At 67.9% G+C, this 23,919-nt stretch carries 30 protein-coding genes; all 30 read left to right on the forward strand.

The features are described 5' to 3' along the window. The first annotated feature begins 58 nt into the window (after positions 1 to 58). The 30 genes from AB0B91_RS45965 to AB0B91_RS46110 all read left to right on the forward strand — a co-directional run bounded on the left by AB0B91_RS45965 (position 59) and on the right by AB0B91_RS46110 (position 23,892). Positions 59 to 460 carry a hypothetical protein gene (locus AB0B91_RS45965; RefSeq protein ID WP_358334816.1) on the forward strand — a complete coding sequence of 134 codons (402 nt, stop codon included), beginning with the start codon at positions 59 to 61 and terminating at the stop codon, positions 458 to 460. Continuing rightward, positions 457 to 873, forward strand: a complete 417-nt coding sequence (locus AB0B91_RS45970) for a hypothetical protein (RefSeq protein WP_358334819.1) — start codon at positions 457 to 459, stop codon at positions 871 to 873. Before AB0B91_RS45965 ends, AB0B91_RS45970 begins: the two co-directional genes overlap by 4 nt. Beyond that, complete coding sequence (locus tag AB0B91_RS45975; protein WP_358334822.1) at positions 870 to 1,289, forward strand: hypothetical protein; 420 nt, start codon at positions 870 to 872, stop codon at positions 1,287 to 1,289. Before AB0B91_RS45970 ends, AB0B91_RS45975 begins: the two co-directional genes overlap by 4 nt. Beyond that, entirely contained in the window at positions 1,286 to 1,747 is a 462-nt protein-coding gene (locus AB0B91_RS45980) for a hypothetical protein (RefSeq protein ID WP_358334825.1), read from the forward strand. Before AB0B91_RS45975 ends, AB0B91_RS45980 begins: the two co-directional genes overlap by 4 nt. 374 nt (positions 1,748 to 2,121) lie before the next feature. Further along, positions 2,122 to 2,955 carry a hypothetical protein gene (locus AB0B91_RS45985; protein WP_358334827.1) on the forward strand — a complete coding sequence of 278 codons (834 nt, stop codon included), beginning with the start codon at positions 2,122 to 2,124 and terminating at the stop codon, positions 2,953 to 2,955. Between the two features lie 872 nt (positions 2,956 to 3,827). Further along, positions 3,828 to 4,316, forward strand: a complete 489-nt coding sequence (locus AB0B91_RS45990; RefSeq protein WP_358334829.1) for a phage terminase small subunit P27 family — start codon at positions 3,828 to 3,830, stop codon at positions 4,314 to 4,316. Further along, the gene (locus tag AB0B91_RS45995; RefSeq protein ID WP_358334832.1) at positions 4,291 to 6,033 is read left to right on the forward strand and encodes a terminase TerL endonuclease subunit; all 1,743 of its coding nucleotides are present in this window, start codon (positions 4,291 to 4,293) and stop codon (positions 6,031 to 6,033) included. Before AB0B91_RS45990 ends, AB0B91_RS45995 begins: the two co-directional genes overlap by 26 nt. A 49-nt stretch (positions 6,034 to 6,082) precedes the next feature. Then, positions 6,083 to 6,436, forward strand: coding sequence for a hypothetical protein (locus AB0B91_RS46000; protein ID WP_358334835.1), 354 nt, complete (start codon positions 6,083 to 6,085; stop codon positions 6,434 to 6,436). Further along, complete coding sequence (locus AB0B91_RS46005) at positions 6,381 to 7,835, forward strand: phage portal protein (RefSeq protein WP_358334838.1); 1,455 nt, start codon at positions 6,381 to 6,383, stop codon at positions 7,833 to 7,835. Before AB0B91_RS46000 ends, AB0B91_RS46005 begins: the two co-directional genes overlap by 56 nt. Then, positions 7,813 to 8,724, forward strand: a complete 912-nt coding sequence (locus tag AB0B91_RS46010) for a hypothetical protein (protein WP_358334841.1) — start codon at positions 7,813 to 7,815, stop codon at positions 8,722 to 8,724. Before AB0B91_RS46005 ends, AB0B91_RS46010 begins: the two co-directional genes overlap by 23 nt. A gap of 78 nt (positions 8,725 to 8,802) precedes the next feature. After that, a complete protein-coding gene (locus tag AB0B91_RS46015; RefSeq protein WP_358334844.1) occupies positions 8,803 to 9,399 on the forward strand; it encodes a hypothetical protein in 597 nt (198 codons plus the stop codon). Positions 9,400 to 9,416: 17 nt separating this feature from the next. Further along, positions 9,417 to 10,631, forward strand: coding sequence for a DUF5309 family protein (locus tag AB0B91_RS46020; RefSeq protein ID WP_358334847.1), 1,215 nt, complete (start codon positions 9,417 to 9,419; stop codon positions 10,629 to 10,631). A gap of 3 nt (positions 10,632 to 10,634) precedes the next feature. Continuing rightward, positions 10,635 to 10,835 (forward strand): hypothetical protein, encoded by a 201-nt coding sequence (locus AB0B91_RS46025; protein WP_358334850.1) that lies wholly within the window; start codon positions 10,635 to 10,637, stop codon positions 10,833 to 10,835. Positions 10,836 to 10,838: 3 nt separating this feature from the next. Beyond that, positions 10,839 to 11,210 (forward strand): Gp19/Gp15/Gp42 family protein, encoded by a 372-nt coding sequence (locus AB0B91_RS46030; RefSeq protein WP_358334854.1) that lies wholly within the window; start codon positions 10,839 to 10,841, stop codon positions 11,208 to 11,210. Beyond that, positions 11,207 to 11,599, forward strand: a complete 393-nt coding sequence (locus AB0B91_RS46035) for a DUF6093 family protein (RefSeq protein ID WP_358334857.1) — start codon at positions 11,207 to 11,209, stop codon at positions 11,597 to 11,599. Before AB0B91_RS46030 ends, AB0B91_RS46035 begins: the two co-directional genes overlap by 4 nt. Further along, positions 11,599 to 11,988 carry a hypothetical protein gene (locus AB0B91_RS46040; protein WP_358334860.1) on the forward strand — a complete coding sequence of 130 codons (390 nt, stop codon included), beginning with the start codon at positions 11,599 to 11,601 and terminating at the stop codon, positions 11,986 to 11,988. The genes AB0B91_RS46035 and AB0B91_RS46040 overlap by 1 nt, the downstream gene beginning before the upstream one ends. Then, entirely contained in the window at positions 11,985 to 12,398 is a 414-nt protein-coding gene (locus AB0B91_RS46045) for a hypothetical protein (RefSeq protein ID WP_358334863.1), read from the forward strand. Before AB0B91_RS46040 ends, AB0B91_RS46045 begins: the two co-directional genes overlap by 4 nt. Before the next feature lie 68 nt (positions 12,399 to 12,466). Continuing rightward, on the forward strand, positions 12,467 to 12,796 hold the full coding sequence (locus AB0B91_RS46050) for a hypothetical protein (RefSeq protein ID WP_358334866.1): 330 nt from the start codon (positions 12,467 to 12,469) through the stop codon (positions 12,794 to 12,796). Next, complete coding sequence (locus AB0B91_RS46055) at positions 12,796 to 12,990, forward strand: hypothetical protein (RefSeq protein ID WP_358334869.1); 195 nt, start codon at positions 12,796 to 12,798, stop codon at positions 12,988 to 12,990. Before AB0B91_RS46050 ends, AB0B91_RS46055 begins: the two co-directional genes overlap by 1 nt. A 4-nt stretch (positions 12,991 to 12,994) precedes the next feature. Then, positions 12,995 to 13,480 carry a hypothetical protein gene (locus tag AB0B91_RS46060; protein WP_358334872.1) on the forward strand — a complete coding sequence of 162 codons (486 nt, stop codon included), beginning with the start codon at positions 12,995 to 12,997 and terminating at the stop codon, positions 13,478 to 13,480. Further along, on the forward strand, positions 13,480 to 14,022 hold the full coding sequence (locus AB0B91_RS46065; protein ID WP_358334875.1) for a hypothetical protein: 543 nt from the start codon (positions 13,480 to 13,482) through the stop codon (positions 14,020 to 14,022). The genes AB0B91_RS46060 and AB0B91_RS46065 overlap by 1 nt, the downstream gene beginning before the upstream one ends. A 98-nt stretch (positions 14,023 to 14,120) precedes the next feature. Further along, entirely contained in the window at positions 14,121 to 14,378 is a 258-nt protein-coding gene (locus AB0B91_RS46070) for a hypothetical protein (protein ID WP_358334878.1), read from the forward strand. Positions 14,379 to 14,593: 215 nt separating this feature from the next. Continuing rightward, positions 14,594 to 18,502 carry a hypothetical protein gene (locus AB0B91_RS46075; RefSeq protein WP_358334881.1) on the forward strand — a complete coding sequence of 1,303 codons (3,909 nt, stop codon included), beginning with the start codon at positions 14,594 to 14,596 and terminating at the stop codon, positions 18,500 to 18,502. A 49-nt stretch (positions 18,503 to 18,551) separates the two neighbouring features. Then, positions 18,552 to 18,803: a hypothetical protein gene (locus AB0B91_RS46080; RefSeq protein WP_358334884.1), complete on the forward strand. Its 252-nt coding sequence runs from the start codon at positions 18,552 to 18,554 to the stop codon at positions 18,801 to 18,803. Positions 18,804 to 18,815: 12 nt separating this feature from the next. Next, the gene (locus AB0B91_RS46085; RefSeq protein WP_358334887.1) at positions 18,816 to 19,283 is read left to right on the forward strand and encodes a hypothetical protein; all 468 of its coding nucleotides are present in this window, start codon (positions 18,816 to 18,818) and stop codon (positions 19,281 to 19,283) included. Positions 19,284 to 19,346: 63 nt separating this feature from the next. After that, positions 19,347 to 19,844 carry a hypothetical protein gene (locus AB0B91_RS46090; RefSeq protein ID WP_358334890.1) on the forward strand — a complete coding sequence of 166 codons (498 nt, stop codon included), beginning with the start codon at positions 19,347 to 19,349 and terminating at the stop codon, positions 19,842 to 19,844. 3 nt (positions 19,845 to 19,847) lie between these two features. Further along, on the forward strand, positions 19,848 to 20,558 hold the full coding sequence (locus AB0B91_RS46095; RefSeq protein ID WP_358334893.1) for a hypothetical protein: 711 nt from the start codon (positions 19,848 to 19,850) through the stop codon (positions 20,556 to 20,558). Positions 20,559 to 20,570: 12 nt separating this feature from the next. Next, the gene (locus tag AB0B91_RS46100) at positions 20,571 to 21,641 is read left to right on the forward strand and encodes a hypothetical protein (protein WP_358334896.1); all 1,071 of its coding nucleotides are present in this window, start codon (positions 20,571 to 20,573) and stop codon (positions 21,639 to 21,641) included. 24 nt (positions 21,642 to 21,665) lie between these two features. Next, positions 21,666 to 23,504 carry a hypothetical protein gene (locus AB0B91_RS46105; RefSeq protein ID WP_358334899.1) on the forward strand — a complete coding sequence of 613 codons (1,839 nt, stop codon included), beginning with the start codon at positions 21,666 to 21,668 and terminating at the stop codon, positions 23,502 to 23,504. After that, positions 23,497 to 23,892: a hypothetical protein gene (locus AB0B91_RS46110; RefSeq protein WP_358334902.1), complete on the forward strand. Its 396-nt coding sequence runs from the start codon at positions 23,497 to 23,499 to the stop codon at positions 23,890 to 23,892. Before AB0B91_RS46105 ends, AB0B91_RS46110 begins: the two co-directional genes overlap by 8 nt. Positions 23,893 to 23,919 lie beyond the last annotated feature (27 nt).

Here is a 23,919-nt window from a genome sequence, read left to right on the forward strand (position 1 = left end):
TAGCGGGGGCGGCCACCCACAGGATGCCACGACCAGCAGCAACGAAGGGAACCGCCCCATGGAAGAGAACCGGCTCGCCGAGCTCGCCGAGCACTACGCCAAGCACATGATCACCGACTTCTCCGTGAGCAGCCGCACCGATACGGCGCTCGACGTCGACGAGGAACTGCCGCCCTTCAATGTCGTCGATGTCCTGGAGGCGCACGCCACTCTGGTCGAGTCCAGCACAGAATTCGACGGCCGGATCATCGAGGTGAACAACTACGTAGACGTGATCCGCGACGACGGCGCCGAAGCCATGATCCCCATGGATCGCGTCGCAGCCGAAGACATCGACACCGCTCAGGTAAGCCTCGCCGCCCAGTTCCACGCCCTCTACGCAGAAGCCCACTTGATCATGCGGACCTTCGCCGGCCTCGACCGGATCCGGCAGGCGCTCGCCGATGAGGCGGCCAAGTGACAGACGTCGAACTGGGCCTGTTCCACTCCGAGGCCGACGCCGAGTGCCACCGCTGCGGCAACATGTACGAGATCGCCGCCTACGCCGCATTCGTCGATGGCGACTGGACCTGCCCCGACTGCGCCGGCTTCTACTCGCCCGGCATCGACGACATCATCCGCGGCCTCGACCTCGTATTCAACGGCATCACCTGCGACATGTTCACCCGCATGGTCCTGGTCAAGGACCTCGACACCGTCACCCACGCCCTGCGCAGGCTCGCCGAACTCGTGGACGACATCCGCGCGAATCGGACCCAGCTCCGCATCAGTGTCAAGGCCGTCGAAGGAGCGTTCGAGGAAGAAGGCCACCTCATCGGCGTCAGCATCGACCGCGAGATCGTCACCCCCCGAGACAAGGAGATCGCCAAATGACCGCCACCAAGCCTGACCCTGACTACCACCTCGACGACTTCGCCAAGAGCTGCCTGCACGAGCACGCGGACGGCTTCCGCGCCGCGATCCAGTGGCTCGGCACCCACCCGCCCAAGCACGAGGTGGCCTTCGTCGCCCGCATCTGGCGCGAGCTGCACGACGGAGGGGTGACGGGCTGCGACACGACGTACCACAACGCCGACGACTTCGGCTCCTTCATCGACTTCCTGCGCGGCGGCCCGTATGAGCCTGAGGTCATCGACGGCGAACAGGAGATGGCCGAGATCAACGCCGAGCAGGGGACCAGCTTCCCGGCCTGGCCGAAGCGGGCCTTCTCCGTCGGCTTCGACTCCACGTACGTGCTCGGCTTCGCCGCAGCCTGCAACACTGCGATCAAGATGGGCGGCCACCGATGAACCCGACCCCGATCCGCCGCTACCACCGCGGCTTCACCGTCGAATTCCACTGCACCGACAAGGCGTACACCACCGAGTACCTGGCCGGCTACACGGCAGCCCTCGACTGGTTCAGGAGCGGCGCCCCCGTCGTCGAGGCCGAAGCGCTCGCCGAGGTGTACCGGACCAACAAGCCCGGCGGCGAAGACTACGACGCTGCCCCATCCCTCTACCTGGACGCCTCCGAATTCCCCGGCTTCCTCATGGCCATGAACAGCCGCACCGCACCGTACGAGGCTAAGTTCGGTCCTCGCTTCCCGGTGAAGGACGGCAAGGCACTGACTGACGAGTTCATCGCCGACTACGGCGGGACAGCCACCGAGTGGTGCTTCCCCGACCGCGCCTTCCTGCTTGTCCCATCGAGTCCGTTCGACGACGGGCTCCTTACCGCCGTGGCCCACGTCCTCGGCCGAGTCTGACGGAAATGTCCGGGTTCCCAGGTCCGGGAACCCGGACATTTCCGCCCGCTCCTGCCTCATGGGCGATTAATCGTATTTCTCGAAAATACACACCTGCATGAACGGACCTGCATATCCCTCAGGGCTCTGCAGGTCACAAACTTTGAGCCCGTCACCTTGACGGGCTCAACAGAGGGTCACCCCGACCCTCCGCGAGGGACTCATCACACCCAAACAGCGAGGTCTCGGAGCCCGGCGGAGACATTGTGACCGTCGCACTGAAGATCGCAACACCTCGCGTCCGTCAGGCTGACGAACGCGAGACGCATAACCGGCACTGAACATCAGGGGGAACGTTGGCCATGCCCTGCCCGGTCGCTTGGTGCGACCGTACGATGCCCGGCTCCGTCCGCGTCTGCGGCGCCTGCCGATCCGAGCTCATCCGCGAACTCGCCGAAGTGCCCGGCCTCGCCGAGGACCTCGAACTCGCCCGCACCAGACAGGTCCGCCTCGGCGGCGGCACAGTTGGCGGACGCGGCACCGAAACGCCACTGCCGTACAACGAACGGGCATCCGAAGTCTCCGCCGCCCTCCAAGCCGTCCTCAACGGGTGGGCGCGCACGCTCGCCGCCACCGTCCAGAAGCTCCACGGCCCCACGTGTCTCGACTGCGAACACCCGACGTGCACGTACATCGACCTCGGCCACGCACCCCACCATCGGCCCGCCCACGCCGCGCACTGGCTGCATCGCCACGCCGACGCCCTGATCCGTCACCAGGACGGCGTTAAGGCGCTCGAAGACATCCTGACCGCCATACGCAACAGCCGCCGCGCCATCGACCGGGCCCCGGACAGCATGTACGCCGGCCCATGCAGCGTCTGCGACGGCGACCTGTACGCCCGCCCAGGAGCCGCCGCAGTCACGTGCCGATGGTGCCGAGACGACGACAACCGGCCCCTCCGCTACGAGGTCGCAGACCGGCGCACACAAATGCTTCACGCCCTGGAGGAGTACGAGCTGACCGCCCCCGAGGTCGCCCGCGCCCTCACCTCGTTGATCAGGCCGATGAAACCCGCACTCGTGCACACATGGGTGGCCAGGCAGAAGCTCCAGCCCGTCGGCCTCAACGAGGCAGGCCGCATGCTTTTCAGGGTCGGCGACGTCGTGGACCTGATGCTTGGGCCGGAGCCAGAGAATCATGTAGTTGCGCACGCAATCAGTAAGTGACATGATCCGATCAGATACCGTGGTCACAGTCGTCAAAGAGCTCTCCCGACCCCCCGAGCGGGAGAGCTCTTTGCATGCCCGGACACACACGGCCAGGCCCAAGCGGGGTGACCGCACATGCCCAGCCGTCCACGTCCCACCTGCCCACGCCCAGGATGCAAAGAGCTAACCTCTGGTGGCCCATGCCCAGAGCACAAGGCGCAAGCAGAGCAGGCCCGAGGCACAGCAGCACAACGCGGGTACAGCAGCCAGCACCGTGACCGCTTCCGGGCAGGCGTACTCAGGCGTGACCCCATCTGCGTGGTGTGCCATGCAGCCAAGGCCACGGTGGCAGACCACCACCCGATCAGCAGGGTGGACCTGGTAGCCCAAGGCCTGGACCCCAACGATCCACGGTATGGACGCGGCGCATGCGCCTCATGCCATGGACGTGAGACCCAGGCCAACCCTGCTCAGCGTGGAGGGTGGAATGCACGCTAGGCCGCGTGCTCCACATCAGCGACGAACAGCCGCTCATCGTGGATCACGCACTGGTACCACCAGCCAGCAGCCCACATCATCGTGAACAGCCTGGTCTCACCAGCCCACCTCTCAGACACATGGCCGTCGTACCTGATGCGATCACCATGCCCACCATGCGGGCATCTGATCGGCTTCCATACACCGTCTGACATCACAACCCCCTCGACACCCACAGTGGGTGCACGGAGAGCACGCTGTCATCCCAAGGCACCTAAGGTCGCGCCCTGATGGCCATCACGTATCCGCAGGTCAGAGGCCCCACCCGAGTATCCCTTATGTCCGATTCCAGAGGACCGGGGGAGAGCGTTGTTCGCGGTCCCGCAGGTCAACGAGTTCTCGCGGGAGGTGCCATGCCCGGTAAGCGTCCTGCGCTGGCGGTTGTCCGTGAGGGCAATCCTGGTAAGCGGCCCGTCGAGATGGGTGTCATCCTGCCGCCGGCGGAGCTGGCTGAGCCGGACTGGCAGGAGACGTTCCCGACTGTCCGGGACAAGGCGCAGCAGACGTTGAACCGCCGGGCGCGTGAGATCGCGCGCCGGGAGTGGCGCCGGGTGGTGCCGGTGCTGAAGCACACGGCGGGCCTGGCCGAGGTGGACGCGACTCTCCTGTCCGACTACTGCGTGTGCGTCGCCCGGATCGACCAGTGCGAACGCGACCTGTCCACACGTGGCCTTCAGGTGGAAGGCGAACGCGGTTGGCAGAAGAACGGGGCGACCACGATCGTCTCCCAGTACCGCGCCCAGCTGAAGGTCTACATCCGCGAGCTGGGCTTGTCGCCGTCCGCGCGTACCGGCTTGAAGCCGCCGGGTGGCGACGATGACGACTCCGACGTTTTCGACTGACGAGCTGCCGGTCCCGTACGAGGCGCTGATCGAGCTCGGGCTGTCGCCTGACCAGATCGGCGAGGCGTTGGCCTCGAAACCGCTCGTGGTGGCGTTCCAGGCGGACCAGCAGCCGGGCGCGTACTACGACGTGGAGCGGACGCGGAAGGCGCTGCGGGCGCTGGCGCAGTTCCGCCACACGAAGGGCCGCTGGGCTGGCAGGCCGATCAAGCTTGGTCAGGGCTTGGACCCGTGGCAGGTCGTGTGGATCCTGGCTCCGGTCTTCGGGTGGGTGTTCTTCGACGAAGAGGTGGGCCAGGTCGTCCGGGTGATCCGGGCGGTGTGGATCGAGGTCCCGCGTAAGGCGGGAAAGTCCACCCTGTCGTCTGGCATCGGCAACGTGCTGCTGCTCGCTGACGGCGAGGCGGGACCCGAGGTGTACGCGGCGGCCGGCTCGAAGGAGCAGGCGGGCCGCGTCTTCGAGGACGCCAAGCGCATGGTGATGACGTCCCGTGCGGCGCGCTCCCGGGTGGAGCCGTTGGCGTCGGTGATCCGGGCGCCGAAGACGGGCGGCATCTTCCGCGCCTTGTCGCGGGTAGCGGAGACGGCGCACGGCCTGAACGTGTCGGGCGCGGTGGTCGATGAGGTGCACGTCCACAAGCGACGCGATCTGATCGACGCGATCGAGACGGGTACGGGTGCCCGCGCGCAGCCTTTGATCATCTTCATCACCACGGCGGACGAGGGCTCCGAGGACTCGATCTACAACGAGAAGCACTCCTACACCGAGAAGGTCGCCGAGCGGATCGTCGAGGACCCTTCGCACTACGGCGTGATCTGGGCGGCCGAGGACACCGACGACCCGTTCGACGAGCAGACGTGGCGCAAGGCCAACCCCGGTCTCGGCACCTCGCCCACCGTCTCGTACATCCGCAAGGAAGCGAACAAGGCCAAGACGACACCCTCTTACTTCGCCACCTTCTGCCGCCTTCACCTGAACCGCCGCATGAGGGCGCAGTCGAGCCTGATCGACCTGCGCACATGGGACGCCGCGGCAGGCATTGTGGACCTGGCCGCGCTCAAGGGCCGGCGCGCGTGGGGCGGCCTGGACCTCTCGGCGGTCTCTGACCTGACCTCGTGGTGGCTCGGCATCGAGTCGAAGCAGCCAGGCGTCGAGCTGGACTTCCATTGGCGCTTCTGGGTGCCCAGCGACCGAGTCGAGAACCTGGAACGGCAACTCCAGGTGCCGCTGTCGCGATGGATCGGCGAGGGCTGGATCACCGCGACCGAGGGCGACGTCATCGACTACGCCGCCGTACAGGAGCAGGTCGAGGCCGACTGCAAGATGCTGGACGTGGTCCGCATCGGCTACGACCGGATGTTCGCCGGCCAGATGGTCCAAGAGCTGGACACGCACCTGCGCGGCGTCCAGGTGGTTCCGATCGCCCAGACGTTCCTCGGCCAGTCGCCGTCCATCAAGGAGCTGCAGCGCCTGCTCGGCCGCTCGGGTGAGCAGGTCGAGGCGTCGCGGCTACGCCACGGCGGTAATCCGGTGGCGCGGTGGATGGCCAAGGTCGTCGAGGTGCGTGATGACGGCAACGACAACTACCGGCTGGTGAAGCCCGAGCGGGCGAAGTCGCAGGCCCGCATCGACGGCATGGCCGCCTGCGTGACCGGCCTGGATGGCTACGTCCGCCGGGAGAAGAAGAAGAGCTCGCGCATGGTCGTGCGGGGCTAAGCCGGTTCATCGACCTGCGGTGCGCCGCAACTGAAGGCGTGCAGGAGAGGTGATCGCAATTAGCGGCGGCCGATATGACTATCTCGGCGACCAGGCGCGGTTCTACAACCTGATCGTCGTCCCGGCGGCCATGGCCATGATGGCCGAACGCCTCGCCGAACTCCCGTACGCCGCCGATGTGGCAGCCGAAACCAAGGCGGTCATCGAGCACCTCGAAGCCGCCCGCGAGCAGGCAGCGAAACTCGGCGAGGTCTGGACTGCCGTCGAGTGGTGGGACTCCGGAGACGGACGCGGACAGATCGACGTCCACGAAGCGCTAGCCAAGTACCGAGACGAGGGGGTGGACGATGGCCCTCGACCTGTCCCCGCTGGAATGGCTGACCAGGCTCAAGCGCCGACATGAGGCGGAGCTGCCCACGCTGAGGGCGCTGAACGCGTACTTCGACGGGTGCCAGCCGCTCGCGTACATGCATCCCGAGCTGATGCTGGAGCTTGGCGACCGGATCCGGCAGGTCGTCATCAACTGGCCTGAGCTCGTTGTCGAGGCGGTCGAGGAGCGGATTGACCTGGAAGGGTTCCGCCGCGACTCCGACTCCGAGGCCGACGCCAGCCTGTGGGAGATGTGGCAGGCCAACGACCTGGACGAGCAGTCGCAGCAGGCGCACGTGGACGCGCTGGTGATGAAGCGCTCGTTCGTCACGGTGGGCACAAATGCCCACGACGCCGATATGCCGCTGATCACGGTGGAGTCTCCGTTGCAGATGCACGCCGACATCGACCCGGCGAACCGTCAGGTGCGCGCCGCGCTGCGCTGGTGGTACGACGGCGAGTCGGCACTGGACGGACGGATCCGCGAGCAGTACGCGACCCTATATCTGCCGGACGAGACGATCCACTACCAGTTCGATGAGGGCTGGCAGGAGACCGACCGCGACGACCACGGGCTGGGCCAGGTCCCGGTGGTGCCGCTGGTGAACAAGCCGCGGCTGATGATGCCGCTGGGCACGTCGGAGCTGACGAAGGTCATCCCGCTCAGCGACGCGGCGTGCAAGGTGGCCACAGACATGATGGTCGCGGCCGAGTTCCACGCCATCCCGCGACGCTGGGTGTTCGGCGCCACAGAGGAAGACTTCGTCGGCCCGGATGGCGATCCCCTGACCGCGTGGCAGCAGATCATGGGCCGGGTCTGGGCGAATGAGAAGGGGCCGGGCGAGATCCAGGCAGGCCAGTTCCCAGAGTCGGATCTGGCCAACTTCCACAACACGCTGAACTCCCTCGCGCGGCTGGTGGCGTCGCTCACCGGCCTGCCGCCGCACTACCTCGGCTACGCCACGGAGAACCCGGCGTCGGCTGATGCGATCCGCAGCAGCGAGGCGCGGCTGGTGAAGCGTGCCGAGCGCAAGCAACGTTCGTGGGGCGGCTCGTGGGAGCGCGTCATGCGGCTCGCTGAGCGGATCCGGGACGGCGCATGGAATCCCGAGTCGCGCTCGCTTGAGGCGATCTGGCGCGACGCCTCCACGCCTACCGAGGCGGCCAAGGCCGACGCGGTGACGAAGAAGAAGGCCGCCGGGATCATCGACGACGAGCAGGCGTGGGAGGACCTCGGCTACACCTCGACCCAGCAGGCGCGGATGCGCGCTCGGAAGGAGTCCGCGCAAGACGCCTTCAACCGGGCGATGGCGGGCGACATGGCCGGACTCACCGGGCCAAAGCCTGCCGTGGATGGCCAGCTGGTTGACGGCCAGCCCGTCGAGCAGCAGCCACCCGTAGGGGCGCCGGATGTCGTTGCAGCAGGTCGCTGACGCCCACTACGTGGCGCAGCAGCAGATCGTCCGGGCCACGGCCGAGCAGGCGCAGACCACGTGGAGCGACCTCGCCGCGCAGACGGTGATCGAGCAGTGGATGGCCTTGCTCGCGGACATGGTGCAACTCCTGACCAAGGGCCAGTTGTCCGCCGCGCGCCTGGCGATGCCGTACCTGGCGGCGGTGGCGGCCGAGCAAGGCTCTACCGCCGCACTGTCAGGCGTGGTGGCGGCCGAGGCGTTCGCTGGCGTGGCCGCTGACGGGCGGGCGCTGGCCAGCCTGCTCATGCAGCCCGCGCTACGTGTGGCGGGGCTGCTCGCGCGCGGCGCCGACGACCAAGACGCCTTGCGGTCCGGGCTGGCTTCGCTGACCCGCATCGTGGCCACGGAGGTTCCGGATGCGAGTCGCGGCGCGGTCAGCGTGGGGATGGTGGCTAACCGCCGCTTCACCACCTACGTGCGGCACCTGCGGTTGCCGTCGTGCGGCCGGTGCATTCTGCTGGCGGGCAAGTCCTACGGCTCGCTGGAGGGCTTCGCCCGGCACGACCGATGCGACTGCTACCACCTTCCCGTCGTGCATGACGGGACCGGCCGCCTGCCGGGCGAGACGCCCGATCAGGTATTCGCCGGCCTGTCGCGCGATCAGCAGGACGCCGCGTTCGGTAAGGACGCGGCCGAGGCGATCCGGGCCGGCAGCGACATCGGCCGTGTCGTGAACGCCCGTCGCGGCGTGTTCGTCGCCGGCGGGCGCGAGTTCACCCGCACCAGCACCGGCCGCCGCGGTGGCCGCCAGCCGCGGCTCACCGCTGAGCAGATCATCCGCGACGCGGGCGGCGACCGGGCCGCGGCCGTGGAGCAGCTGCGCCGCAGCGGCTACCTGCTCCGTTGAACGCCCCTGCGGGTGAGATGCCCGCAGGTTTGGTCCGCCACGGCGTGATGCCGGGCGAACGCACGAGAGGACAGCCTGATGGCTGACGACGAACCCACACCCGAGACCGTTCCCGAGACGCCTGCCCAGGGTGAGACGCCCAAGGGCGAGGATGATCTCGCGGGCCTGCGCTCCGCGCTGGAGAAGGAGCGGGCCGACCGCAAGGCGTACGAGAAGGACGCCAAGCGCGCCAGGTCGCTGGAAGCCGAACTGGCCAAGATTCGCGAAGCGGATCAGTCGGAGACGGAGAAGGCGACCAGCCGGGCGGACGCCGCCGAGAAGCGCGCCCAAGGGCTGATCGACCGGACCGTACGGGCCGAGGTCAAGGCGGAAGCCGCCAGCGGGTTCAAGGATCCCGACGACGCCGCGGTCTTCCTCGACCTGTCGGCCTACGTCGGCGAAGACGGCGAGATCGACAACCAGCAGATCAAGACGGATCTCGCGGACCTGCTCAAGCGCAAGCCGCACCTGGCCAAGGAGCCGGACCGCAAGGGGCCAAAGCCTGATCCGTCGCAGGGCGCCAAGCCGGGCGGTTCGCCCGACTTGGCCGCCCGGATCCGCGAAGCGGAGAAGGCCGGCAACCACCGGCAGGCCATCGCACTCAAGCGGCAGCAGGCCGCACTCACCCAGAAGTGATCATTAGGAGATAAATCATGGCGGGCTCTGTTACCGGCATCGGAACCACGTTCGGGTTGCCCAACTATCACGGCCAGCTTTTCAGCCTGACGCCGGAGGACACCCCGCTCCTGTCGGCGGTCGGCGGCCTCACCGGCGGCGGGCAGACCACCTCGACCGAGTTCGAGTGGCAGAGCTACGACCTGCGGGATCCCGCTCAGCGGACCCGTGTCGAGGGTGCGACCGCCCCGACGAAGGAAGAGCGCGTCCGCGGCAACATCCGCAACGTGTGCCAGATCCACCAGGAGACGGTCGGCGTCACCTACACGAAGCAGGCGGCGGTCGGGCAGTTCGCCACCCCGCAGGCGGCTCCGTTCAACGACGTCAACGGCGACAACCCGGTGATGTCGGAGCTGGACTGGCAGGTCGAGCAGGCGATCAAGAGCATCGCCCTGGACGTCAACTACAGCTTCATCAACGGCACGTACAACAACCCGTCGACGAACGCGACCGCCCGCCGGACTCGCGGCCTGCTGCAGGCCATCACCACCAACAAGGTCAACAAGCAGACCAGCACGGTGACCGGCCTATCCAGTGCGACGGACACGATCACGGAGACGGCGACGGCGCTCGCCAACGACGACAAGATCGTGTTCACCAGCACCGGAGACATGACCAACGTCGTCGCCGGCCGCACCTACTACGTGGTGAGCAAGGCGACCAACACGTTCAAGGTGGCCAGTTCGCTGGGTGGCACCGCGATCACCCTCGGCACCTCGACCACGAACGTGGACTACATCAAGCCGTGGACCACCACCCTGACCACCACGCACATCGACGACCTGATCCAGATGGCGTTCGACAACGGCGGGCTGTCGGAGTCGGCGACCGCCACGATCCTCGTCAACAGCGTCCAGAAGCGCGCCATCACCCGCGCCTACGCCGAAGCAGGCGTGAAGATCGTGTACGTGGACGACAGCCGCACCATGGGCGGCGTCGCCGTCGACAGCGTCATCACCGACTTCGGTCGGTTCAACATCATGCTCGACCGGCATGTCCCCCGCGATGCCCTGATGGTCGTCAGCATGGAGATGCTCCGCCCGGTCCTGCTGTCGGTTCCCGGCAAGGGGGTCTTCTTCGAGGAGCCGCTGGCGAAGACCGGCGCGGCCGACGAGGTCATGCTGTACGGCGAGATCGGCCTGGAGTACGGCGTGGAGAAGGCGCACGCGGCCTATCGCGGTCTGGCGGTGTGACCAGTGGCCCTGTACGAGCAGGTGGTCGACGGGGCCACGGTCGCCCGAGCGTTCACCGTGGACGGCTCCGACGAGGACGCCCGCCTGGCCGCCCTCGTCATCGAGGGTCCCGGCTGGCATCGGGTCGAAGAAGCGGAGGGGGCCGAGGCCTCCGGCCCTGCCCCCTCCCGAACGCGCTCCAAGCGCGCCACCTCGAAGGAGTAGGCCGTGGCAGCGTTCGCGACGATCGAGCAGTTCAGTAGCCGGTTCGAGCGCACGCTGACCACGGCCGAACTGTCCCGGGCCGGCGTGCTGCTCGACGACGCGAGTGCCGTCGTCCGCGTCCAGGTGCCGAACATGGCCGTGCCGCCGCCGGAGACGGTGGTGGGTGTGGTGTGCGCGATGGTCGCCAGAGCGATCCGAAACCCGGAGGGCAAGCGGTCGGAGACGATCGACGACTACAGCTACACGCGGGACAACGCCGTCTCGGTGGGCGAGGTGTACCTGACGGACGACGAGCGGGACATGCTCAAGCCGCCACGTCGCTGCGCCTTCACGATCGTGCCGTACTACCCGCCGTGCCCTGAGGATGCCGCGTGAGCGTCGAGGGCGCCCTGGCGGCGGGCCGCACGGCCGCCCTGCAACTCATGAGGGACACGTGCCTGATCGAGCGCAAGACCGGGGAGACGACCGACCCGCTCACGCTGGAGATCGTCGAGGTGTGGGAGACGGTGTACGAGGGCGTATGCCGGGTGAAGCCCCGCTCAAGCCGCGAGGCCGAGTGGGGAGAGCAGGAAGTTACCCTGCACCAGTACAGCGTCAACCTGCCGTGGGATGCTCCGCCGGCCGTCCAGCGCGTCGACCGGTTCACGACGCTCACCTCCGACGACGCGTGGCTTCTCGGGCGGCACCTCGAAGTGATCGCCATCTCGCATGCGGGCACCTCGACCGCCCGCCGGATCCTCATCGAGGACAGACAGGAGGGGTGATGGCTGACGCAGAGTTGGACTTCTCCGAGCTGCTGCCGGTCGGCGAGGAGATCGAGGCCGCGGCCCGGCGCACCGCTGAGGGCGCCTACCCGCTCGTCAAGGAGCACGCGCAGAAGCTACAGCGCAAGTGGCGGGCGAACGCCCGAGACACAGCCGGCGCGCACGGCGCACCGTACGCGCGCTCCATCACCGCTGAGCAGATCTACAACCCGAACGCCGCGGAGTGGGAGGTCGGTCCTGACCGGGCTCGCAAGCAGGGTTCGATGGGCGCCGGTTTCGAGTATGGCGGGCCGACGCAGCCGCCTCACCTGGACGGCGCGAGGGCGACGACCGCGATCGAGCCCGAATTCCAAGCCGCAGTGGAGAAGCTCGCGGGGTCGCTACTGTGACCGAGCCGCAGGAAGCCCACCCGGTCGCCGAGGCGATCCGGCAGATGCTCGACGACGCCCTGCCAGCCGCCGCGACCGTCCACCTGGGCGGCGTGCCGTCCGGAGCCACCACGCCCTATGTGGTGCTGTACCCGGACATCGGAACGGAGTCCACGGCCGACCGGACGCTTGACGACGGCGTACCGACCGACTTCCGGTTCCAAGCCACCAGCGTGGGCGCCACATTCACCCAGGCCATCCTGACCGCAGGCATGGCCAACACCGTGCTGCTGACCACCACCCCCACGGTCGCCGGCAGCCGCGTGCGGCCGATCCGGCAAGAGGGCTCTCAGCCCGTCCGTCGCGACGACGAATCCAGCCCGCTGTGGTTCGGCACCGCCCAGTACGTCGCCCGTAGCGAACGCCTCTAACCGCCGATTTCCCTCAGCCCGCCACCTCAGGTGTCCCGGGCTCTTTGGCACGTCTCGAAAGGAGCCTCATGGCCACCCGAGCACCGCAGGTCGCCACCGTCGCTGGCGGCGTCCTCACCATGTACAACGCTGCCGCCGCCGACAAGGTGTCCGGCGTCACCAAGCCCACGCGGATGATTGTCAATAACGCGACCGCCGCCCCGATCACGTGCACCGTTGATCCGCCCGGCACCACCGATTACGGAGTCGCCACGCCCGCGAAGGTGTGGACGATTCCGGTGGGCTTCTACGAGTTCCTGCTGCTGCCCAGCTTCCGCGACCCGGCCGACTCCAGCCTCGTCTCCCTGGCCTGGTCCGCCACGCCGGGCTCGACGCTGACGTGGGCGGCGGTGGGCTGATGGGCGCGCGCATGATCCCGGTCCGCAACATCGAGACCGGCCAGGAGACCCGGGTGGGCGAGAGCGCCTTCCCCTACTTCGCGGGCACCTTCGAGCGGCTCGACCAGCCCGCTGCCGACCCCGTCGAGGACACCACCAGTAAGCCGGACAAGAGCGCTTCGAAGCGCCCGGCCACCACCGAGAGCAAGGAGTAGAGACATGGCCGGTGAGGACCTTCTCGGCGACGGAATGATCAAGGTGACGTACCTGCTCACCTTGTCCAGCATCTCCAACCCGCCCGCGAGCGAGCTCAACGCTGGCGTGGACCTGCAGCAGTACATCCTCAAGGACGGCTTGGGCATCGAGCCCGACCAGAGCCCGGTGGACAACACCAGCCTGGCCAGCAAGAGCGAGACCGAGCGGGCCGGTACCGCGAAGTTCGGGATCGAGCTGATGTGCAAGCGCAAGCTGGCCTCGGGCGAGGACGTCGCGTACAACACGCTGGTGCCCGGCCAGGACGGGTTCCTCGCCGTGCGCCGCACCAAGGACAACGAACTCGCGTGGGTGGCTGGCGACGAGGCGGAGATCCACCCGATCCAGAACGGGATCAGGAAGAAGCAGCAGACCGCGCTCAATGAGGTCCAGAAGTTCTCCAGCAAGCTGTTCAACCACAGCGACTCGGACATCGACGCGGTGGTGGCGTAGTGGTCGCACCGCGCTACGTCGAGGACATCGACGACTTCCTGGACGGGCTCAAGCTGCCCGAGACCGAGGTGCCGATCTGCATGCGGGGCGACCTGCAGTCAAAGTTCGAGGAACTCGAACGCGACCTGGAGGCCGCCCGTCGCAGCGCCGACTCTGACTCTCTGGCTGGGTCCGGCAGCGACACACGTCGTCTGGCGGAGGAGATCACCGCGCTGCAGGACGAGATGCAGGAGCACGTCCGCGTGTTCTGGCTGCGTGCGCTGCCACGCAAGGAGTGGTCCGACCTGATCAAGGAGCACAAGCCGCGCAAGCAGGACGCGCCGGCCGACTTCAACCGCGACACCTTCCCGGTCGCGGCGCTGGCTGCCTGCTCGGTGAAGCCGAGTATCAACGAGGCGCAGGCGGGCAAGGTGATCGACCGCATCGCGCAAGGCCAGTGGGCCACCCTGTGGGACGCCATCCTGCAGTTGAACGGGGGTAGCGGCGAGGTCCCTTTCTCGTACGCAGCCTCCGCGATTCTGTCCAACACCAGAACGAGCTGAGGCTCGCCCGCACCTACCGCATCCCCCGCTCCAAGCTGCTCGGGCGTGAACCGCGAACGGTCACTACCTACGAGTACGACGAGGAGACGGGGCGGCTGGTGCGGGCGATCACAGTCCGCGAAAGCGAATGGCTGGAAGACGACCGGGATTGGGCGCTGGCCGACCTGCAAGCGCGGGACAGCCTGTGCGGCACGTGCGGACTCCCGTTGGAGGAGACGACAGACCCGGACGCCGAAGGTGCCTATGCCGCCGATCCGCCGGTGCGCTGCCATGCGTGCGTGCCGCTGAATGCGTCGAAACGCTCTCGCGAGGACCCGGCCGACGGCTGGGTGTACCGGGTTCGCAAGGTGCGCTAACGCTTGCTGATGGCTTTGATCGCGAAGACGAGCCCGATCACGATGGCGGCGAAGACCGCCACTATCAGCATGAAGATCAGCAGCTCGCTCGGTCCGATGTTCGCCATAGTTCCTCCCCTGCACGCCTGGAATCCCCCGATCCGCTCGCATGGTGACACGCCAGCGCGGGCGCGGGGACCGTAACGGTCCAATTCGAGAGCAGGGGGTGATCCGTCGTGGCCGACCGCACCGTTACTACCCGCCTCAAGCTCGACACTCTCGGCTTCACCGCTGGCGGCAACAGCGCCAAGGGCACGCTGCGCGACCTGGACCGCAAGTTCCGCGAGTCGGCTGGCTTCGCCGCAGGGTTCCGCAAGCAGCTGGAGGACGCGGCCAAGCGGCTGCCGCCGATCGACATCGACGTCAACAGCTCAGCCGCAGAGGTGAAACTGGCCGAGATCCGCTCCCGGCTGGAGTCTCTATCGTCGAAAACCGTCGGCGTCGACATCGACGCGGGCGATGCGTACGCCGAGTTGCAGGCGCTGCAGCGCGAGCTGGAGGCGATCGACGACAAAGACGTCGCCTTCGAGGTCAAGGCCGGCGTCTCGCAGGCCCTCGCTGACCTGGCGGTGGTCGACCGCGAGATCAGCCACGTGGATGGCCGCACCGCCAGCATCAACGTCAACGCCGACGTCGGCGGCGCCCTGTCCAGCATCGCCATGGTGGGCGCCGCCCTGGCGTCGCTGCCCGCGGTGACGACTATCGCCGTCGGCGTGATGGCGCTCGGCGGGGCATTCGCCGCGGCGGGCATCGGGGCGGCGGCATTCTCCGCGGCGGCCGTGCCCGCCCTTGGGCGCATCAATCAGGCCCTCACCGCGCAGGAGTCCGCGGCCAAGAGTGCCGGCGCGGCTACGGGCGGCGCCGGCCAGTCGGCGGCTCAGGCAGCCCAGCAGGCGATGCAGTTGGAGCAGGCCGAGAAGCGGCTGAAGGATGCCCAGGCCGAGCGCAAGCAGGCGCAGGAGGACCTGACGCGGGCGACCGAGGCAGGACGTCGCGCTCTCGAAGATCTCAATTTCTCGCTGGAACGCAGCGTCCTCTCCCAGAAGGACGCCGCGTTGGCCGTGCGCGAGGCCGAAGCCCGTCTGCTGGAGTTGCAGTCCAAGGGCGACGCGTCCGACCTCGAAATCGAGCGGGCAATGCTCAACGTCGACATGGCGCATCAGCGGGCGCGCGAGCAGGAGGTCAAAACTACCCGGGCCAAGAAGGACACGGCCGAGGCGAACAAGGCCGGGGTGAAGGGCACCGCCGAATACCAGAAGGGGCTCGACAAGCTCGCCCAGGCCGAGGACAAGGTCGCCCAGGCCACCGCGGCGCTGAAGCAGATGCAGTTGCAGCAGCAGGCCGCCATGTCCGGCGGCGGCGGTGGCGCCGCCAAGCTGAAGGACGCGTTCGCTGACCTGTCCGCCCAGGAGAAGGTTCTGGCCAAGGACATCAAGGCGTTCAAGGACGAGTACGTCGACTGGCAGAGGGCGCTCGAACCCGACGTGTTCCCGGTGATCGCCCAGGGCCTCGACCTGATGCGGCTCGGCCTGAAAGAGGCGACCCCGCTCGCCAAGTCCGCCTCTGGCGCGCTCCTCACGCTGGGCAAGGACGCCGAACGGTCGCTGCGTGGCCCGTTCTGGCAGCAGTTCCTGTTCGACGTCCAGACCCAGATTCCTGGCGCGCTGACCGGGCTCGGCAGGTCGTTCGGCAATGTCACGGTCGGCATCGCCGGGATCGTGCAGGCGTTCTTGCCGTTCACGCCGACCGTGGTGAGCGGCGCGGAGCGGGCCAGTGAGGCGTTCGCCCGCTGGGGCAAAGAGCTCAAGTCCTCGAAGGACTTCCAGGAGTTCATGGCCTGGGCCAAGACCAACGCGCCCGAGGTGTGGCAGGACATCCAGAACATCGCCACCGCCATCGGCCACACCGCCCAAGCGGTCGCGCCGCTCGGCATCGGCGCGTTCTCCGGGATCGGCCTGCTCGCGAAGCTGGTCGCCGGGATGGATCCGGAGCACATCCGCGCCATCGCCCTCGCGATCGTGGCAATCAAGACAGCGCAGGCCGGGCTCAATGTGGCCAACTTCTTCACCGACTTCGTCGGCAAGGTCGGCGATCTCAAATCGAAGGTGTCCGACTTCGGCGGCACCGTGGACAAGGTCAAGTCGAAGGCGTCCGGACTGAAGGGCGGCATCTCCAGCCTGGCCGACAGCTTCGGTGGCCTGTCCGGGCTGGTCGGCGGCGCTGCCCTCACGGGCGGCCTGTTCATCCTGGACGATATGTTCGCCAAGGCTGCGAAGAACGCCGACCAGTTCGCCGAGAAGGTCGCCGCAGTCGGCGGCAGCAACATCGACGCCGAGCTGGCCGCCCTCAACGCGGAGCTGAAGAAGCAGAACGATCTTGCGGGCCCAAGCATCTTGGGATGGATCTACTTCTCCGACGCCGGCGAGGAGGCTGCCAACAAAGCCGACGCACTGACCAGCCGGATCGAGGACCTGAACCATCAGAAGGAACTCGCCGCGATCAAGGCCAAGGCGGCGGGCGACGGTATCGCCACGATGGGCGGCCAGGCTGCCACCAGCGCCGGACAGGTCGGCGGGCTCGACCGGTCCCTCGGGACGTTCGCGGCCCGTACCGACGCCGTGCAGGCCGTCCGCAACATGGAGTCGGCGTTCAAGGACGCCCGCACCGCCATGGATCGGTCGGCGGTCGGGCTGGACATCACCAAGGCGAAGACCGACGCGCAGCGCGACGCCGTCGTACAGGCCAGGGATAAGTTCTCCGCCTACATCGACAGCATCCGCACCGCGGCCGACGGCGCCCAGACCTTGTCCGGCCGGACGACGGACGGGACCCGCACGATTCTGGAGCAGCTGCCGCACCTCGCCTCGCTGGCGGGCAAGAACAGCGAGGCCAAAGAGCAGGTGCTGCTGCTGGCCAAGGCGTACGGCATCTCCCGCGACGACGCCATCAAGGCCATGTCCAGCGCCGAGGGGCTGAAGAAGGTCCTCGCCGAGCTGAAGAGCAAGGAGATCCGCATCGGGCTGACGATGGACGTGTCAGCGGCCGAGAAGGAGTTCGGATCGTTTATCGCCCGCTACAGCAACAAGTCCCTGGCGATCGCGTTGGCCACCAAGGTGAAGGCGGCGGGCGGCATCCAGACCCGGTCCGGTGTGGACCTGATGGCGGCGGGCGGGCTGAAGGGCTCCTCGTCGACGTCGCCTCCGCCGCCGGCGATCCGTAGCCAGCCCACGTACGTGCCGGGCGACCGGGTGGGCACCGTGTATGCCGAAGCTGGCCGCGAAGCGTATATCCCGTACGACATCTCCTACAGAGGCCGCGCGATCAAGATTCTCGGCCAGGTCGCGAGCGATTTCGGGTTGGAGGTGTACTCCAAGCAGGCCGAGCAGAAGACAACCACGCTCGTCGCCGGGCTGCAAAACACCAACACCAGCATCACGAGCAGCCTCGCCGACGCCACCCGCGAGCTGGACACCACGCTCGGCTCCTCCGGCGCGCTGACCAAGGCAGTCAGCCAGGTGGGAACCGTAGGAGCGTCGATGACGGCCGGGTGGGTTGCTGGTTCCTCCGCCGTCGGCGACTCGGTGACGGGCCTGTCCGGTGCGGTCGACGTCGGCAGCGAGAAGATCGTGAAGGCCACAGACCTGGTGAAGGAAGCCGCGTTGGCGGTGTCCGCGGCGATCAGCAAGGCGGGCTCGGGCAAGGGCTCTCAGGGTTCGACGAACGTGCCGGCGCCCGGCGGCAGCGGGAAGGGGTCGCAAGGCTCTGTGATCCCGCCTGCGCCTGGCTCGTCTTCGTCGATGAACGCCTCGAATTCGGTTGCCGGGGACTACGGCACGAGCGGCTACATGACCGGCGGCGCGTCCCTGTCGACGAACTACAGCCGGGTGTCGGCTCCGCAAGTCGTGGCCGGCGGCAGTGTCGCGTCCCTGCCAGGCGTGTCGGCGGGCAGTACGTCATCGGCAGCGCAGCAGTCCACCTCGGCGGCCGCCGCGCCGATGGTGAGCATCGGTGCGTTCCATGCCACACCGGATCAGTCGCCGCATCAGATCGCGGAGGAGCTGGCCTGGATCAGCCGCGGCGGCTGAGCCCGCCATCCAAGTTCATGAGATCCCAGATAGGAGGGCGGGTTCGGCCATGCCACACGATCCCAGTTCCGGAGTGACGTTCGGTGCCTACATGAGGGGCGGTAAGCCGCTCGGTCAGGGCCGCAGCGCCGACGTGGTGCTCGGCGAGCGCACCTGGCTCACCCAGGACCAGGTGCACGAGGGCCGCACCGCGGACGGCGTCCGGTTCAAGGAGACCCTCGACCAGCTCGGCCACCAGGTGGTCGAGGAGACCCTGCCGGACGGGCAAGAACGCAAGCACGTCCGCCTCAATCTGCAGTAGAGGGGCGCGACGATGGCATTCGATCAGGACGCATTCTTCTCCGACACGTTCGCCAAGCTGTGCAGGCAGACGATCTCGATCGACCTCGGCAACACGACGCCCGGCACATTCAAAGGTGCCTTGTTCCAGGCGACGGTTGTGCCGAACTTCAGCCAGACCAGCCCGGCCTACAACGCGAGTCCGTGGAACAGTGGCGAGACGACCGGGCCCGGCTACAGCAGCGGCGGCAACAGCCTGACCGTGGTGTCGTTCGCCGAGCTCGCCGGCAGCGCCAACAAGATCGGGTGGAAGTTTTCGACGACCACCTGGACGTCGGCGACGATCGCAGCCGACGGGCTGCTGATCTACGCACCGGGCCTTTCAAACCGCGCCTTCATCTTCCGCTGGTTCGGCCAGTCCTACGACAGCTCCAACGGCGACTACGAAATCAACTTCCACTCCGACGGCGCCGCCCGCTGGATGCTGCGCAACGCCGCCTGACCCCTTCCTCTCCACGTCCTTCACCCCGCCGCGTGCGGGGTTTTCTGCTGAAAGGGGGCCAGGATGCCTCTGTTCTGGGCCGCGAATGGCGCCATGGCCACTACAGCCGAGCTGCAGCCGGTCACCACCGGCACCGCGATCAAAACCATGCTGCAGATCGCCACGCCGGCCACCAAGACCCTGCGGGTGGTCGAGTGGGGGATCAGCTTCGATGGGTCCGCCGCTGCGACGCCGATCCGCTGCGAGCTGATCGACACCAACGTCGCGGCGACCGTGACAGCTCACATAGCCGCAGGCGTGCAACCCTACGATGATCCGGCCAGCGCCCTGGCCAGCGCGATGACGCTCGGCACCGCGGCGACCGGCTACACCGCGACCGCTGAGGGCTCGATCACCGCCACCCGCACCGGCGACGTCCAGCTGGTCGCACCCACACAGCAGTATGTGAAGTTTTGGCCGCTCGGGCGCGAGTTCCGGGTCGCGGCCAGTCGGTTCCTGCGGGTGCGGGTTAAGGCCGCGGCCGCGGTCAACGCGTACACGTACGTCGTCTGGGAGGAGTGAGCGGTGGCGATCGCCATCGACGCCTCCACCCCGGCATTGGCCAACAGTGTTGATACGGCCCCGACAGCCTCATTCACGGCGCCTGCCGGCTCGCTGCTGGTCGCCTTGTGCGCGTTCGGCGGCGGGACGGGCACCAACACGATCGCCAACTCCGGAACCGCTCTCACGTGGGCGCCGCGAGTCAACCACCAGGTCGGCGAGGACTCGGGCGCTTTCGCCGGAACCGTGACCATCTTCACGGCGGTAGCGCCGACCGCCGTCGCCCGCACCGTCACGGCCACCGCTGCCTCCGGCGGCAGCCAGGTCTCACTGAAGCTGCTGGTGATCACAGGAGCTGATGTCGCGAACCCGGTAGGGGCGGTCGGCGAGAACCATTCCACGACGGCCAATCTCACGGCGGCCGCCTACACCAGCACGGTGGCGGCCTCACGCGCGGTGGGGATCGCCACCGACTCCAACGCTGACACCACCCCCACCTCCGCTGACGTCGGCTTCGGCATCGCCACGATCACTGACGACTATTCCGGGATCGCCGTCTACAAGGCAGCCGACACCGCGACAGCGGGCAGCGCGGTCACGTTGAACTTCAACGGCACGGGTGGGAGCAGGACCTGGAACTGGGCGGCTATCGAGATCCTGCCCGCCGTGGTGCCGTTCCTCGCGCCGCGCCCGCTCATCCTCGGCCAGGCGATCAACCGCGCCGCCTACATCTAAGAGGGGGCGTGCATGGCTCGTCTCGGCCGGTCCCAGCCGATCCCAGCCACCATTCGCGGTCGGCTGCGATACTCCCGCGTCGGCCTGAACCTGGCGCCGTTCGAGATCCCCACCGAGTGGCCGCCGATCAGTGTCGTCACCCCGAACGTGAACTTGAACCTGGCCGCGTTCGAGATCCCCACCGAGTGGCCGACGCTGAGCCTGACGCGCGAGCGGCGCTTGACGCTGGCCGCGTTCGAGATCCCCACCGAGTGGCCGCCGATCAGCGTGGTACTGCCGGTCCAGCCCGGCGACGCGATGACCGGCAACGATGGCGAAATCGAATGGAACGGCACCGTCTGGGGCGGCGGTCAGAACCTTTACCGGATCACAGAATTTGATGGCTGGGAGGATCTACCCGGCATCGACTCGGGCAACGTCGAACGGCCCTCCCGGCACGGCTCCTACAGCGGCCGCAAGTACGCCCAGGAACGGATCGTCACCGCGACCATCCAGGTCCACGACGACAGCCCCACGTTCGTCCAGTCCTACGGGGCACTACGGGCCGCAACCGCGGTGGGCGAGGACGACACCGAATACCCGCTCGTCATCACCTTGCGCGGCGAGACGCTGCTGGCTCACGGCTCGATCACCGGCCGCATCGTCCCCACCCGGCTTGTTGGTGTGGGCATCGTCCCGGTGACCGTCCGCTGGACCTGCAGCGACCCGCGCCGCTACAGCCTCGACCTGCAGGGCGCCACCGTACCCGTCAACACTCCGACAGGCCTGTCCAACCAGGGCAACACCGCCACCCACCCGCTGATCCGGCTGGAAGGCCCGCTCACCCATCCGACACTCACCAACAGCAGCCTCGACCGGGCCCTGGAATTCAACCTGACGGTCCCGGCTGGGAAGGTGCTGGAGATCGACACCGACAACGCCACCGTCACCCTCGACGGCGTGTCGAAAATGTCCACCCTCACCGGCAGCTCGGTGCCGGTGGGCGACTTCGTCCTGGCCGGCGGCTCCAACACCATCCAGTACACCGTCACCGCCGATGGCTCCAACGGCTGCGACGTCCTGTGGCGGCATGCCTACCTGTAGCAGCGGGCGAAAGGCGGTGGCTCCATGACTGCCTGGATCCGCTCCGTCCAGCCCAACCTCATCTCTGCGGGCGCCGGCACCGCCACCCGCGGCGAGGCCAAAGTCGGGGACGTTCTGCTGGCCTTCCAGTCGGCCGACTCCGGCGGGCACGGCGCGCTGTTCCTCGACGGCGACTGGCTGTTCGAGGACGATCACCCGGGCGGCTTCTGGCCGGGCAGCGTGTCGGGCACGTGGGCGGGCGTGATCGTGTGGAAACGCACGTGCGAGCTCGGAGAGCCGACCACCTACAGCGCCTTCCAGGGCAGCGTCGCGGACGGCACGGTGCTCATCGTTGCCATCGCGGACGCCGACCCGGACAGCATCCAGATCGACCGCCAGGCCGGTACGACCACGCCCGGCATGACCCCGAACGCGGCCAGCGGCCTGGAGATCCGCTACGCGACGGGCGTCCCGTCGCCGCCCGGCGCGTCGGTGTCCTGGTCGACGCCGACCGGCTACACCGAGCGCGCCGACGCCCAGAGCCACGTGTGGACCTCCGCCGTGCTGGCGACACGGCCGGTGGTGTCCACGGCGTCACTCGGCGAGGTCGTGCTGACCCCGACCCAGTCGCTGGCCGCCGCCGCGTTCACGATCATCGTGGCCAGCACGACGCCGCCGGTTCCGCAGCCACCCGTCGTGCAGCCGTTCGCGCCCGGCGTCGGCGGCGCGGTCTGGAGGTATGAGTTCTTCCGCCTCCTGGACCGCACGTTCCTCGGCAGCCTGGCTCTACCCGACGCCGTCTTCGATGCCCGCCTCCTACAGCCGGGACAGCTGACGGCCACCATTCCCATCCCCAACCGGCGCGAGGCCGACCGTGTCGCGGAGATCATCCCCCGCGAGGCGGTCAACGACCCGGACAGCTACCCGCTGGATCGCGGGCCCGGCGTGATCGTCTGCCAGATCCTGCGCGAGGGCGAACCTCAGGCCGAGTACTGGATCAACGGTACGAAGCTGACCCGATCCCGGCGCGGCGGGGTCGGGATCGCGCTGCGGGGCGTCACGCTCGACGGCTACCTCAACGCCGTGGAGATCGAAGACGATCTGAACTACGCGGGCGACCAGATCGACATCGCCCGCTCGTTGCTGACGCACCTGATGGCGCAGCCCAACAGCAACATCTCCCTGGATCTGCAAGCGGGATCGTCCGGTGTCAGCCGCGAACTCGCCATCTTGGAGTCCGAGGGCCGCAAGTACGGCCAGGTGCTGCTGGACCTCGCCCAGGCCTCGGGCGGCTTCGAGACCCAGATCCGTCTCGAACGTGTCGACGGCGCCCTGGTGCGCCGCTGGGTGTGGGGGATGCCGCTCGGCCAGGCCGACCCGGTGCTGCACACGTGGGCCGATGGCCGCAACAACGGCGACATCCTCGAATACACCGAGGAAGCCGACGCGGCGCGCGGCGCCACCCGGTGGCGGGCCCGCGGAAACTCCATCTCCGCCGACGCCTCCGTCCCGTCGGTGCCGCTGCTGTCCACCGCGCACGAGGCCACCGCCCACCTGGCGGCCGGCTGGCCGCGCACCAGTCGCACTCTCAGCTACAACACGCAGACCGATCTGCCGACGCTGGAGGAGTACGCGGCCTATTGGGCGGCCCGCGCCGGTGGCGCCCTGCGCGTCGACATGGCCACCGTCACCTTCGGCAAGATCGTGACGTTCTCGCCCAACAGCTTGGGTGACGTTGGCCGCTTCTACCTGCATAACGCCTGGCATCAAGGCGTGTGGCGGCGGCGCCGCATCATCGGCATCGGCATCACCCCGATCAGCAAGCAGACCGGCAAGGAAGAAGCACGTCTCGTGCTCGAGGGGCAGGAGGCGCCCGATGCCTGACGTCTACCAAGGCAGTCTCGTATCCGAGCTGCGTGATCTCCGCCGACGTGTCGAGGAGCTGGAAGCGTTGCTGAAGGCGCGTCCGGCTCTCACGGCGGCGAGCCAGGGCTGGCTGTTGACCAACATGAGCATCCCCAGCGTGGCCGCGGGCACGGTACACATCGGCGCAAATGGCGGCGACTTTTTCGCCCAGACCACCAGCGGCACGAAACGGATGTTCTTGCAGGCTGCCGCGATCGCCAACCAGGCCAACTTCATTTCCGGCGACATCGCGGGCACGCCTACGGCGACGCAGTACAACAATCTGCGCGCCGACGCGGTTGCCACCCGCCAGTACGGCTTCGACCTGACGACCCGTCTACGGACCGCCGGAGTCATCGCCACCTGATCGTGGCCGCCCGCGGGGCTTGCGCGG

The organism is Nonomuraea sp. NPDC049141 (assembly GCF_040648415.1).
Taxonomy (GTDB): domain Bacteria; phylum Actinomycetota; class Actinomycetes; order Streptosporangiales; family Streptosporangiaceae; genus Nonomuraea.